Origin of the sequence: Streptomyces recifensis, from assembly GCF_002154615.1 — a bacterium.
GTDB classification, from domain to species: domain Bacteria; phylum Actinomycetota; class Actinomycetes; order Streptomycetales; family Streptomycetaceae; genus Streptomyces; species Streptomyces griseoluteus.
This window is the reverse complement of record NZ_MUNH01000135.1, coordinates 1-13294: the sequence shown is the minus strand read 5'-3', so window position 1 is coordinate 13294 and position 13294 is coordinate 1. Positions and strand designations below refer to the sequence as shown.

9 protein-coding genes are annotated in these 13294 nt (G+C 71.6%); 5 read left to right on the top strand and 4 right to left on the bottom strand.

Annotation, left to right across the window (positions count from 1 at the left end; translation table 11 throughout):
- The 3 genes from CCN33_RS08860 to CCN33_RS08850 form a co-directional block, all read left to right on the top strand.
- On the top strand, nt 1-1184 hold a 1184-nt coding region (locus tag CCN33_RS08860; RefSeq protein WP_086692936.1), incomplete at its 5' end, for a xylulokinase.
- 127 nt (nt 1185-1311) lie between these two features.
- Nucleotides 1312-3045 (top strand): ABC transporter ATP-binding protein, encoded by a 1734-nt coding sequence (locus tag CCN33_RS08855; RefSeq protein WP_086692934.1) that lies wholly within the window; start codon nt 1312-1314, stop codon nt 3043-3045.
- Nucleotides 3045-4973 (top strand): ABC transporter ATP-binding protein, encoded by a 1929-nt coding sequence (locus tag CCN33_RS08850; protein ID WP_086692932.1) that lies wholly within the window; start codon nt 3045-3047, stop codon nt 4971-4973. Before CCN33_RS08855 ends, CCN33_RS08850 begins: the two co-directional genes overlap by 1 nt.
- A gap of 57 nt (nt 4974-5030) precedes the next feature.
- On the opposite strand, the gene CCN33_RS08845 is transcribed toward CCN33_RS08850, so the two are convergent.
- From CCN33_RS08845 to CCN33_RS08830, 4 genes are all read right to left on the bottom strand, one after another.
- A complete protein-coding gene (locus CCN33_RS08845; RefSeq protein WP_401125659.1) occupies nt 5031-6278 on the bottom strand; it encodes an RNA polymerase sigma factor in 1248 nt (415 codons plus the stop codon).
- A gap of 81 nt (nt 6279-6359) precedes the next feature.
- Nucleotides 6360-8267, bottom strand: a complete 1908-nt coding sequence (gene dnaG, locus CCN33_RS08840; protein WP_086692930.1) for a DNA primase — start codon at nt 8265-8267, stop codon at nt 6360-6362.
- Nucleotides 8268-8314: 47 nt separating this feature from the next.
- Nucleotides 8315-9574, bottom strand: coding sequence for an NAD(P)/FAD-dependent oxidoreductase (locus CCN33_RS08835; protein WP_086692928.1), 1260 nt, complete (start codon nt 9572-9574; stop codon nt 8315-8317).
- A gap of 106 nt (nt 9575-9680) precedes the next feature.
- Nucleotides 9681-10955: a deoxyguanosinetriphosphate triphosphohydrolase gene (locus CCN33_RS08830; protein WP_086692926.1), complete on the bottom strand. Its 1275-nt coding sequence runs from the start codon at nt 10953-10955 to the stop codon at nt 9681-9683.
- A 131-nt stretch (nt 10956-11086) separates the two neighbouring features.
- Between CCN33_RS08830 and CCN33_RS08825 the strand changes: the two genes are divergently transcribed.
- Together CCN33_RS08825 and CCN33_RS08820 are read left to right on the top strand one after the other, a co-directional pair.
- The gene (locus CCN33_RS08825) at nt 11087-11764 is read left to right on the top strand and encodes a SanA/YdcF family protein (protein WP_086692924.1); all 678 of its coding nucleotides are present in this window, start codon (nt 11087-11089) and stop codon (nt 11762-11764) included.
- A gap of 173 nt (nt 11765-11937) precedes the next feature.
- A partial coding sequence (locus tag CCN33_RS08820; protein ID WP_086692922.1) for a M4 family metallopeptidase occupies nt 11938-13294 on the top strand: 1357 nt, incomplete at its 3' end.

Here is a 13294-nt window from a genome sequence, read left to right as displayed (position 1 = left end):
TTCGCCCGGCCATGGCCGGGGCGGACAAGCGGGCCCAGGTGGCCGCCGCCGATCTGATCGACGCGCTCGGCGGCCGCGAGGCCTGGGCGCAGGCGGTCGGCTGTGTGCCGCAGGCCGCGCGGCCGGTGACCAAGCTGCGCTGGCTGGCGAAGAACGAGCCGGAGAACGCCAGCCGTACCGCCGTACTGCTCCAGGCGCACGACTGGCTGGTCTGGCAGTTGCTGGGGCGGCCGGTGCGCCGGACCACCGACCGGGGCGGCGCCTCGGGTACCGGGTACTGGTCCGCCGCCACCGGCGCCTACCGGCCCGACCTCGTCGAGCTGGCGCTCGGCCACCAGGTGGCGCTGCCCGAGGTGATCGGCCCGGCCGAGGCCGCGGGCACCACTCCGGAGGGGCTGCTGATCTCCGCCGGTACGGGCGAGACGATGGCCGCCGCCTTCGGCCTCGGCATCGGCCTGGGCGACGCGGTGGTCTCGCTGGGCGCGTCCGGGTCGGTGATGGCCGTGCACACCGAGGCGCTGGCCGACCAGACCGGGATGATCACCTCCCTCGCCGACGCCACCGGCATGCACCTGCCGGTGGTCACCACACTGAACGCCGTACGCGCTCTGCGCGGCACCGCCGAACTGCTGGGCCTGCCCGGCCTGGAGGCCCTCTCCGAGCTGGCGCTGCAGTCCACGCCCGGCTCGCACGGCCTGGTGCTGCTCCCCTACCTGGAGGGCGAGCGCACCCCCAACCTGCCGCACACCGCGGGCACCCTGTCCGGGCTGCGCCGGGAGTCGATGAAGGCGGTGCACCTGGCGCGGGCCTCCTTCGAGGGCATGCTGTGCGGGCTCGCGGACGCGCTGGACGTGCTGCGCGGCCGGGGGGTCGCGGTGCGCCGGATCTTCCTGCTGGGGCAGGCCGCCGAGCTGCCCGCCGTACAGGCGATGGCGCCCTCGCTGTTCGGGGTGCAGGTGGTCGTGCCGCAGCCCGCCGACTACGCGGCGATCGGCGCCGCCCGCCAGGCCGCGTGGGCGCTCGGGGCCGCGCAGGGCACTCTGGACCCGCGTACCCCGCCCGCCTGGCAGGGGGCGGCCGCGCAGGTGCTGGAGCCGGGTGACGACCTGGCCGTGGGACAGGCGGTGCGCCAGCAGTACGTGGCCGTGCGGGAGCAGACGCATCCGGGGGCGTTCGGGGCGTAACCGCGCATACCGGCCGGGGCCGGCGGGGCACCCGATGGGTTAATCGGTTGAGGTAACACCGGTGGAGTGCCCGACGATAGGGCCAGGGGCAGTTCCACCGCCCCACCGCCGACTCCGAGAGACAAGCGTGCTCATACGACTTCTGCGGACCTGTCTCAGGCCCTACAAGAAACCCATCGCCCTGCTGGTGGTGCTCCAGCTCCTCCAGACCAGCGCCACGCTGTACCTGCCCACCCTCAACGCGCACATCATCGACAACGGTGTCGTGGAGGGTGACACGGGTTACATCCTCACCTTCGGCGCCCTGATGATCGGCATCTCGCTGGTCCAGGTCGTCTGCAACATCGGCGCCGTGTACTTCGGCGCCCGTACCGCCTCCGCGCTCGGCCGGGACCTGCGTGGCGCGGTCTTCGACCGGGTGCAGTCCTTCTCCTCGCGGGAGCTGGGCCACTTCGGCGCACCGTCGCTGATCACCCGTACGACCAACGACGTGCAGCAGGTCCAGATGCTGGTCCTGATGACGTTCACGCTGATGGTCTCGGCGCCCATCATGTGCGTCGGCGGCATCGTGCTGGCCCTCGGTCTCGACGTGCCGCTGTCCGCCGTGCTGATCGCGGTGGTGCCGGTGCTGGGCATCTGCGTGATGCTGATCGTGCGTCGGCTGCGGCCGCTGTTCCGGTCCATGCAGACCCGCCTGGACACCGTGAACCGGGTGCTGCGCGAGCAGATCACCGGCAACCGCGTCATCCGCGCCTTCGTCCGCGACGAGTACGAGCAGGGGCGGTTCGGGAAGGCCAACGGCGACCTGACCGAGATGCAGCTCGCCACCGGCCGGATGCTGGCGCTGATGTTCCCCATGGTGATGACCGTGGTCAACGTGTCGTCCATCGCCGTGGTGTGGTTCGGCGCGCACCGGATCGACAGCGGCGGGATGCAGATCGGTGACCTGACCGCGTTCCTCGCCTATCTGATGCAGATCGTCATGTCCGTGATGATGGCCACCTTCATGTTCATGATGGTGCCGCGCGCGGAGGTCTGTGCCGAGCGCATCCAGGAGGTGCTGGAGACCGAGTCCAGCGTCGTGCCGCCGACGGCGCCGGTCACCGAGCTGCGCGGGCACGGACACCTGGAGATCCGGAACGCGGGCTTCCGTTATCCGGGCGCCGAGGAGCCGGTGCTGCGTTCCATCGACCTGGTGGCGCGCGCTGGCGAGACGACGGCCGTGATCGGCTCGACCGGCAGCGGCAAGTCGACCCTGCTGGGCCTGGTCCCCCGGCTGTTCGACGCGACCGAGGGCGCGGTCCTGGTGGACGGCGTGGACGTCCGCGAGGCCGATCCGGCCCTGCTGGCCCGCACCGTGAGCCTGGTCCCGCAGAAGCCGTACCTGTTCGCCGGCACCGTCGGCAGCAACCTGCGCTACGGCAAGCCGGACGCCACCGACGACGAACTGTGGGCCGCGCTGGAGACCGCGCAGGCCAAGGAGTTCGTGGAGCGGCTCGAGGGCGGTCTGGAGGCGCCGATCTCGCAGGGCGGCACCAATGTGTCGGGCGGTCAGCGCCAGCGCCTGGCCATCGCCCGCACACTGGTCCAGCGCCCGGAGATCTACCTCTTCGACGACTCGTTCTCCGCGCTCGACTACGCCACCGACGCCGCGCTGCGCGCGGCGCTCGGCCGGGAGACGGCGGACGCCACGGTGGTGATCGTGGCCCAGCGGGTGGCGACCATCCGTGACGCGGACCGGATCATCGTGCTGGACGAGGGCCGGGTGGTGGGCTCCGGCCGTCACCACGAGCTGATGGCGGGCAATCAGACGTACCGGGAGATCGTGCTCTCCCAGCTGACGGAAGCGGAGGCCGCCTGATGGCCGGTCCCATGGGACGCATGATGGCCGGGGGCGGCCCCGACCAGCGGTCGATGGACTTCAAGAACTCGGGCAAGCGGCTGGTGGCCCAGTTCCGGCCGGAACGGCTCACCATCTACGGGCTGCTGGCCTGCGTGGTGATCAGCGTGGCGCTGAACGTGATCGGCCCGAAGATCCTCGGCCAGGCCACCGACCTGGTCTTCGCCGGCATCGTGGGCCGGCGGATGCCCGCGGGCGCCTCCAAGGAGCAGGTGCTGGACTCGCTGCGCGCGCGGGGCCAGGGCTCCGTCGCGGACATGCTGCGCAGCACCGACTTCACGCCCGGCCAGGGCATCGACTTCGACGCGGTCGGGCGGGTGCTGCTGCTGGCGCTCGGGGTCTTCCTGGTGGCGGGCCTGCTGATGGCGGTGGCGACCCGGCTGGTGAACCGGGCCGTGAACCGCACGATGTACCGGCTGCGCGAGCAGGTGCAGGCCAAGCTGTCGCGGCTGCCGCTGTCCTACTTCGACAAGCGGCAGCGCGGTGAGGTGCTCTCCCGCGCCACCAACGACATCGACAACATCGGGCAGACGCTCCAGCAGTCGATGGGCCAGTTGATCAACGCGGTGCTGACCGTCATCGGCGTGCTGGTGATGATGTTCTACGTCTCCTGGCTGCTCGCGCTGGTCGCGCTCGTGACGGTGCCGCTGTCCTTCGTGGTGGCCACGCGGGTCGGCAAGCGGTCCCAGCCGCACTTCGTGCAGCAGTGGCGCACCACCGGCACGCTGAACGCCCACATCGAGGAGATGTACACCGGGCACACCCTGGTGAAGGTGTTCGGCCGCCAGGAGCAGTCGGCGAAGCAGTTCGCCGAGCAGAACGACGAGCTGTACGAGGCCGGGTTCAAGGCGCAGTTCCACAGCGGGGTCATGCAGCCGCTGATGATGTTCGTGTCCAACCTGAACTACGTGCTGGTCGCCGTCGTCGGCGGTCTGCGGGTGGCCTCGGGCACGCTGTCCATCGGTGATGTGCAGGCGTTCATCCAGTACTCCCGCCAGTTCTCGATGCCGCTGACCCAGGTCGCCTCCATGGCCAACCTGGTGCAGTCCGGTGTCGCCTCGGCGGAGCGGGTGTTCGAACTGCTGGACGCCGAGGAGCAGGAGGCGGACCCGGTGCCGGGCACGCGTCCCGCCGAGCGGCGCGGCCGGGTGGAGCTGGACCACGTGTCCTTCCGGTACGACCCGGAGAAGCCGCTGATCGAGGATCTGTCGCTCACCGTGGAGCCGGGCCAGACGGTCGCCATCGTCGGCCCGACCGGCGCGGGCAAGACCACGCTGGTCAACCTCCTGATGCGGTTCTACGACGTCACGGGCGGCCGGATCTCCCTCGACGGGGTGGACATCCGCACCATGTCCCGCGACGACCTCCGCGCCGGGATCGGCATGGTGCTCCAGGACACCTGGCTGTTCGGCGGCACCATCGCGGAGAACATCGCGTACGGGGCCTCGCGGGAGGTCACCCGCGGGGAGATCGAGGAGGCCGCGCGGGCCGCCCACGCGGACCGGTTCGTCCGTACGCTGCCCGACGGGTACGACACGGTGATCGACGACGAGGGGACCGGGGTGAGCGCCGGTGAGAAGCAGCTCATCACGATCGCGCGGGCGTTCCTCTCCGAGCCGGTGATCCTCGTTCTGGACGAGGCCACGAGTTCCGTGGACACGCGGACCGAGGTTCTCATCCAGAAGGCGATGGCGAAGCTGGCCGACGGCCGTACGTCGTTCGTCATCGCCCACCGTCTCTCCACGATCCGGGACGCGGACACGATCCTGGTGATGGAGAACGGGTCGATCGTGGAACAGGGCGCGCACGCCGAGCTGTTGGCGGCGGATGGTGCGTACGCCCGTTTGTACAAGGCCCAGTTCGCGCAGGCGGTGGCCGAGGTCGACTAGAAGAGAGGCTGTCGCGCGGTTCCCCGGGGGGCGGAGGGACCGCGCGACAGGCCGGAATCAGTCCAGATAGCCCCGGAGTTGATCCGCGTACGCGTGATCCCGGAGCTTGCTGAGGGTCTTGGACTCGATCTGCCGTATCCGCTCCCGCGTGACACCGAACAGGCGGCCTATCTCCTCCAGAGTGCGCGGGCGGCCGTCCGCCAGGCCGTACCGCAACTGGACGACCTTCCGCTCGCGCTCCCCGAGGGTGGAGAGCACAGCCTCCAGATGCTGCCGCAGCAGCAGAAACGCGGCCGACTCCACCGGACTTGCCGCGTCCCCGTCCTCGATCAGATCCCCGAGGGCGACTTCGTCCTCCTCCCCCACCGGGGCATGCAGGGACACGGGCTCCTGCGCCAGGCGCAGGACCTCACGCACCCGCTCCGGCGGAAGTTCGAGCTGGGCGCCGACCTCCTCGGGGGTCGGCTCGTACCCCCGCTCCTGGAGCATGCGCCGCTGCACGCGGACCACCCGGTTGATCAGCTCCACCACATGCACGGGCACCCGTATCGTGCGGGCCTGGTCGGCGAGCGCCCGCGACATCGCCTGCCGGATCCACCACGTCGCGTACGTCGAGAACTTGTACCCCCGCGCGTAGTCGAACTTCTCCACCGCGCGGATGAGGCCGAGGTTTCCCTCCTGGACCAGGTCGAGCATGGTCAGCCCCCGCCCGACGTACCGCTTGGCGACGGAGACGACGAGGCGCAGGTTGGCCTCGATGAGGCGGCGCTTGGCCATGCGGCCCATGACGACGATCCGGTCCAGGTCGAGGGCGAGCCCGCTGTCGAGCGCGGGCGTGGTGCTGAGCTTCTCCTCCGCGAAGAGCCCGGCCTCCACCCGGCGGGCGAGTTCGACCTCCTCGGCGGCGGTGAGCAGGGGGATGCGGCCGATCTCACGGAGGTACTGGCGGAACAGGTCGGCGGAGGGGCCGCCGCTCTCGGTGCGGGAGGCGCCGGGCACGGGGGTCACGGGCTCGTCGTCGCCGGTCAGCGCCTCGGCGGGCGGCTCGGCGGCGTCCGGCGGCGCGGATTCCGGGGCCGTCGCCGGGTCGCCATGGCTCTGCGCGGGCACGGCCCCGAGCAGGCCCGGCTCGGCACCGCCGTGGGCGCTGCGGCCCATCTGCGTGAGGGTGTGGGTCTGCACGGGGGCGACCTCCAGGATGATCGCTGCTCCGGGGGGTGTGCGGCAGCGGCGCGGCGGAGCGCGAAGTCGACGGCCTGCGCTCCGGGGACTCGGGCACCGCCCCCAGTGTGGGGTACGACACATCTTCGCCACGAGAGTCGTGCGGTGACTTTTTGCTTCCGGTCCGTGACGGCGTGGTGATCCCAGGGGCGCGAGGGGGGCCGTCTACAGAGCGGCCGGACCCTCGTGCTGCAGCGCCCGGTCGTACCGGGTGAGCACCATCATCTCGTTCTGGACGGCCGCCGACTGGGCCGGATCGGTGTTGCCGAGGCGGGTGAGGGTGGACTGCAGCTCCGTGAGGCGGCGGGCGACGGCCCGGCGCCTGATCTGCACCAGCACCATGCCCGCGTACGTCTCGTCCACCGTGCGGCGCATGATCGTCTCCACGGCCAGCTCGGTGACCATGGCCCGGACGGTGTCGTCGGGGGCGGCCTCGCGGACGCGGACGACGTACTCCTGCGGGTCCTGGGTGCCGAACTCGGCGCCGCCGGCCTCCGCGATGGTCTGGCGGACGGCCGCGTAGGGGGGTGCGGTGAACTCGTCCAGGCCGTAGGCGTCGAAAGCGGGAGAGACCAGCTCCGGTCGCTGGAGGGCGAGTTTGAGGAGTTCGCGTTCGGTCGCGTAGACCGGGTTGCGCAGGGTGAGGGCGGGGCCGCCGGTGGCGCGGGGCGCTGCCTCCCAGCTCTGCTGGGGGGCGCGGGACTGCGCCTGCGGGGCGGCGCCGCCCTTGCCCCCGCGGTCGCGGGCCCAGCGGGCGAGCTGGGCGACGCGCTTGACCACGAACTGGGTGTCGAGGATGCCGAGCATGCCCGCGAGGTCGACCGCGACCTCGTGCTGGGCACCGCTGTTCTTGATCCGGGCGACGACCGGCGCGGCCTCGTCCAGCGCGGCGGCACGGCCCGCCGGGGTGTCGAGGTCGTAGCGGGCGACGATCTGACGCAGCGCGAACTCGAAGAGCGGGGTGCGGGGCTGGACCAGGTCGGCGACGGCCTCGTCGCCCTTGGCGAGGCGGAGTTCGCAGGGGTCCATGCCGTCGGGGGCGATGGCGATGTAGGTCTCGGCGGCGAACTTCTGGTCGTCCTCGAAGGCGCGCAGCGCGGCCTTCTGTCCGGCCGCGTCGCCGTCGAAGGTGAAGATCACGCGGGCCGAGCCGTTGTCCATCAGCAGCCGGCGCAGGATCTTGATGTGGTCGCCGCCGAAGGCGGTGCCGCAGGTGGCGATGGCGGTGGTGACCCCGGCGAGGTGGCAGGCCATGACGTCGGTGTAGCCCTCGACGACGACGGCCCGGCTGGACTTGGCGATGTGCTGCTTGGCCAGGTCGATGCCGTACAGGACCTGGGACTTCTTGTAGATCGCGGTGTCGGGGGTGTTGAGGTACTTGGGTCCGTTGTCGGACTCGTAGAGCTTGCGGGCGCCGAAGCCGACGACCTCGCCGCCGATGTCCCGGATGGGCCACATCAGGCGGCCCCGGAAGCGGTCGATGGGGCCGCGGCGGCCGTCCTGGGCGAGGCCGGAGAGGATCAGTTCCTTGTCGCTGAAGCCCTTGCCGCGCAGGTAGCGGGTGAGGTGGTCCCAGCCCTGGGGGCTGTAGCCGACGCCGAAGTGGACGGCGGCGGCCTGGTCGAAGCCGCGCTCGGCGAGGAAGACCCGGCCGGTGTCGGCCTCGGGGCTGGTGGCGAGCTGCTCGGCGTACCACTGGGCGGCGATCTTGTGGGCCTCGACCAGGCGGATGCGCTCGCCGCGCTGGTGGGCGGGGTTGTAGCCGCCCTCCTCGTAGCGCAGGGTGATGCCGGCCTGGCCGGCCAGCCGCTCGACGGCCTCGGAGAAGGAGAGGTGGTCCACCTTCATCACGAAGGTGATGGTGTCGCCGCCCTCCTGGCAGCCGAAGCAGTGGAAGAGTCCCTTGCTCGGGCTGACCTGGAAGGACGGCGACTTCTCGTCGTGGAAGGGGCAGAGGCCCTTGAGGTTGCCGCCGCCCGCGTTGCGCAGCTGGAGGTACTCGGAGACCACGGCGTCGATCGGGACCGCGTCCCGTACCGCCTTCACGTCCTCGTCGTTGATCCGTCCTGCCACGGATGAATTCTACGGGGGTCCGGGGACACTCCCCGCGCGCCCGGTTCTCAGATCACCAGGTCCGCGAGCGGGACGTGCGGGTCGGCGAGGGCCTCGACGTCCACCTCGGCGCCGGAACGGATGAGGCGCTGGATGTGCTCTGTGACGTCCCACACGTTCACGTTCATCCCGGCGAGCACCCTGCGCTCGCGCACCCAGAAGGCGATGAACTCGCGCTTGCCCGCGTCGCCCCGGATGACGACCTGGTCGTAGGAGCCGGGGGGTGCCCAGCCGCTGTACTCCATGCCGAGGTCGTACTGGTCGGAGAAGAAGTAGGGCACGCGGTCGTAGGTGACGTCCTGGCCGAGCATCGCGCGGGCCGCTGCCGGGCCGCCGCTGCGGGCGTTGGCCCAGTGCTCGACGCGCAGCCGGCCGCCGAGGAGCGGGAGGTTCGCCACGTCACCGGCGGCGTAGATGTCGGGGTCGGAGGTGCGCAGGCGCTCGTCGACCACGATGCCGCCGCCCACGGCCGGGTCGGCCAGTTCCAGGCCGGCCGCCTCGGCGAGGCCGGTGCGGGGAGCGGCGCCGATGGCGGCGAGCACGTCGTGCGCGGGGTGTTCCTCGCCGTCGTCGGTGCGGGCGGCCAGGACCATGCCGTCCTGGCCGATGATCTCGGTGAGCCGGACCCCGAAGTGGAAGCGGACGCCGTGCTCGCGGTGCAGCTCGGCGAAGAGGTTGCCGAGCTCCGGGCCGAGGGCGCCGTACAGCGGGGCGGGCTCCGGCTCGATCACGGTGACCTCGGCGCCGTACTGGCGGGCGGCCGCGGCCACCTCCAGGCCGATCCAGCCGGCGCCCGCGATCACCAGGTGGCCGTTGTCCCGGCCGAGGGCGGCCAGCACGCCCTTGAGGCGCTCGGCGTGGGCGAGGCGGCGCAGGTGGTGGACGCCCGCGAGATCGGTGCCGGGGACGTCCAGGCGGCGGGGTTCGGCACCGGTGACGAGCAGCAGCTTGTCGTAGCGGATCAGGGTGCCGTCGTCGCCGAGGCGGACGGTCCTGGCCGCGCGGTCGACGGCGTCGACGGTCTGGCCGAGGTGCAGCTCGATGTCGTTGCGCGCGTACCAGGCGGGCTCGTGGACGAAGACGCTGTCGCGCTCCTCCTTGCCGAGCAGGTGGCCCTTGGACAGCGGCGGACGCTCGTAGGGGTGGTCCAGCTCGTCGCAGATCAGTATCACGCGGCCGGTGAACCCTTCCGCGCGGAGCGTCTCGGCGGCTTTCGCTCCGGCGAGCCCGCCTCCGACGATGACGAACGTCTGATCCGCGTCGACCACTTGATGCCTCCTCGTAACGATGCCGCCTTCAGGCGAGCGTCCCGCACGCGGCGTGGTGCGGGAAGAGGGGATGGCCGGAAACGGGCCACCCCCCGTCATGTACCCGCTACATATGCCCGGTGAGCCTGGCGTGCAGCGTGCGGGCGGACGCGTCGGTCAGCGACGCGATCTGGTCGACGATCACCCGCTTGCGCGCGTGGTCGCTCACCGCCTCGTCGAACAGGGCCCTGAACTGCGGTTCCAGCCCCTCCGGCGCGCGCAGGGTGAGCGCCTCGGCCAGCTCGGCCACGACGATGCGCTGATCGGCGCGGAGCAGCTCCTGCTCGGCCCGCTGCATCACGTACCGGTCCGCGACCGCCTTGAGCACCGCGCACTCCATGCGCGCCTCGCGGGGTACGACGAGTTCGGCGCCGTATCTCGTGAGGCGGCCGGTGCCGTGGGCGGCGCGGGTGGCGGTCTCGGCGGCGAGACAGAAGCGGCCGATCAGCTGGCTGGTGGCGTCCTTGAGCCGGGACTGGGCGACCGCGGTGCCGTCGTAGCCGTGCAGCCACCACTCCTGGTCCTGGAGCCGGTCGAGGGCCTCGGCGAGTTCGGCCGGGTCCGTGTCGGCGGGGACGTAGCGGCCGATGGCGACCTCGAAGACCGCCTCCCGTTCGGGGGTGGCGTGCAGGCAGTCGGGGTCGACGTGGCCGGCGTGCAGGCCGTCCTCGACGTCGTGCACCGAGTACGCGACGTCGTCCGACCAGTCCATGACCTGGGCCTCGAAGCAGGTGCGGGTGCCGGGGGCCTCCTTGCGCACCCAGTCGAAGACGGGGCGGTCGTCGTCGTAGACGCCGAACTTCGGGGACGCCGGGTCGGTGGGGTGGGCGCCGCGCGGCCAGGGGTACTTGGTCGCGGCGTCCAGGGTGGCGCGGGTGAGGTTGAGGCCGACGGAGCCCTCGGGCGTGAAGCGCTTGGGCTCGATGCGGGTGAGGAGCCGGAGGGACTGGGCGTTGCCCTCGAAGCCGCCGATGTCGTCCGCGAACTCGTTCAGCGCCTGCTCGCCGTTGTGGCCGAAGGGGGGATGGCCGAGATCGTGTGCGAGGCAGGCGGCTTCCACGAGGTCGGGGTCGCAGCCGAGGGCGGCACCCAGCTCGCGGCCGACCTGCGCGCACTCCAGGGAGTGGGTGAGGCGGGTGCGGGGGGTGGCGTCCCATGCCGGGGTGCGGGTGCCGGGCGTGACGACCTGGGTCTTGCCCGCCAGGCGGCGCAGCGCGGCGGAGTGCAGGAGGCGGGCGCGGTCGCGCTGGAAGGCGGTGCGGCCAGGGCGTTTGTCGGGTTCGGGTGCCCAGCGTTCGACGGAGGTCGGGTCGTAGGCCGAGGGGTGTGCGGTGCCTTCCATGCCATGACAGTAAGCGCCGGTACGGACATCGCGCGGCAGGGGTGACGGGATTGTGGCGTTCTGCCGGGGCGGAGTGAACCGCACGGCCGCGATCGACGTCCTCCGGGACGGGATCGGACACAGGGGGCGGGATGAGGATCGGCCGACCGAGGCTGCCGCGCACGGTGCGGGGGCGCCGACGGCTGGTGCGGGGCGTGGTCGCGGGGTGCGTGCTCGCCCTGCTGCCGTCGACCTGGCTGTACGCCTCCACGGCGGACCGGCTGCGCACGGCGGCGGACGTGCCGCGCACCGAGGTCGCGGTCGTCTTCGGCGCGGGCCTGTGGAACGGCGGTCCGTCCCCGTACCTGGCCCGCCGCCTTGACGCGGCCGCCCGCCTGTACCGCGCCGGCCGCATCGAGGCGGTCCTGGTGACAGGCGACAACAGCCGCGAGGACTACGACGAGCCGAGCGCGATGCGCACCTACCTCGCCCGCCACGGCGTCCCCGCCGAACGCATCGTCAGCGACTACGCGGGCTTCGACACCTGGGACTCCTGCGTCCGCGCCCGCCGTGTCTTCGGCGTCCACCGAGCCATTCTGATCAGCCAGACCTTCCACATCCGCCGTGCGGTCGCCCTCTGCGAGGCGGCGGGCGTCTCGTCGTACGGCCTCGGTGTGGAGGACCGGCACGACGCCACCTGGTACTACGGCGGCACGCGGGAGGTCTTCGCGGCGGGCAAGGCGGCGCTGGACGCGGCCTTCCGCCCGTCCCCGCAGTTCCTGGGGCCACGGGAGCGGGGCATCCAGCGGGCCTTGGCGAGCGCCCCTTAGGCCGCCGGTCCCCTGAGGGATCTCCACGCGTCGTCACGCCCCGCAGGGGATCTCCACGAGAACGCCATCAGCCCCCCTGACGGTGCTATGGACATGACATGTCATGCCCCTTTAAATCTCTAGGACATCAGCGTCACCCCCACGCCTCGTAGGCGCCTCACCCAAGGAGACCGATGAGCCGGATACGGCAGCACGTCCGCGGGTCCCGTCGCATTGCCACCGCCACTGCCGCCGCCGCTGCGGCGACGTTGCTGGTCACTGCCCTCTCCCCCGCCGCCCGGGCCGACACCGGGCCGAAGCGGGCGACCACACTCGCGGACGCGGCCTCCCTTCTCGTCTCGCACGCCGCGAGCCTCGGCCTCACCTCCGACCAGGGCACCAGCGTCCGGGACGTGATCGTCGACAAGGACGGTACGCAGCACGTCCGTTACGACCGCACCTATCGCCACCTCCCCGTGCTCGGCGGGGACTTCGTGGTGCACCTGAACTCCGGCGGCGGTTACCGCGGCGCCGACCGCGCCACCCGTGCCGCGCTCGAACTGCCCACCGTCACACCGAAGCTGACCGGCGCGAAGGCGGCCGGCATCGCGGTGGACGCGCTGCGTTCCGCCAGCGCCCGGAAGCTGACGCGGGCGAAGGCCAAGCCGGAGCTGGTCGTCGACGCCCTGCACGGCAAGCCGAGACTGGCCTGGCGGACCAACGCGGTCGGCCTGGACACCCTGGGCAACCCGGTGGGCCGCACCGTGCTGACCGACGCCCGCACCGGCGCCCGGATCGACGCCTGGGACAGCATCGAGACGGCGGCGGGCGACGGCAAGTCGCTGTACAGCGGCACGGTTCCGCTGGAGACGACCCAGTCGGGCTCGGCGTACCAGCTCAAGGACGCCACGCGCGGCAACACCTACACCGGTGACGCGGCCAACAAGACCGACCTGTGCATCCTCGGGATCTGCCTGAGCCGCGCCCCCTCCACGGTGTTCACCGACACCGACAACCACTGGGGCACCGGCGCCACCGCCGACCGCGCCTCGGCGGCCGTCGACGCCCAGTACGGGACCGACCAGACCTGGGACTACTACAAGGACGTCCACGGCCGGAACGGCATCGCGGGCGACGGCAAGGGCTCGTACAACCGCGTCCACTACGGCAGCAACTACAACAATGCCTTCTGGGACGACAGTTGCTTCTGCATGACCTACGGCGACGGTGACGGCACCACCTTCGGCCCGCTGGTCGCGCTGGACGTGGCCGGGCACGAGATGACGCACGGCGTCACCTCCAAGACGGCCGCGCTGACGTACTCGGGTGAGTCCGGCGGCCTGAACGAGGCGACCTCGGACATCCTCGGCACGATGGTCGAGTGGCACGCGGGCAACGCCACCGACACCGGGGACTACCTCATCGGTGAGCGCATCGTGAAGCCCGGCTTCGGCAAGGCCGCGCTGCGCTTCATGGACAAGCCCTCCAAGGACGGCAACTCGGCCGACTACTGGTCCAGTTCGCTCGGCAACCTGGACGTGCACTACTCCT

Coding starts and splice junctions, on each gene's coding strand:
- CCN33_RS08830 (WP_086692926.1), bottom strand. CDS start 10,955: ATGGAAGGCACCGCACACCCCTCGGCCTACGACCCGACCTCCGTCGAA.
- CCN33_RS08845 (WP_401125659.1), bottom strand. CDS start 6,278: ATGTGTCGTACCCCACACTGGGGGCGGTGCCCGAGTCCCCGGAGCGCA.
- CCN33_RS08825 (WP_086692924.1), top strand. CDS start 11,087: ATGAGGATCGGCCGACCGAGGCTGCCGCGCACGGTGCGGGGGCGCCGA.
- CCN33_RS08850 (WP_086692932.1), top strand. CDS start 3,045: ATGGCCGGTCCCATGGGACGCATGATGGCCGGGGGCGGCCCCGACCAG.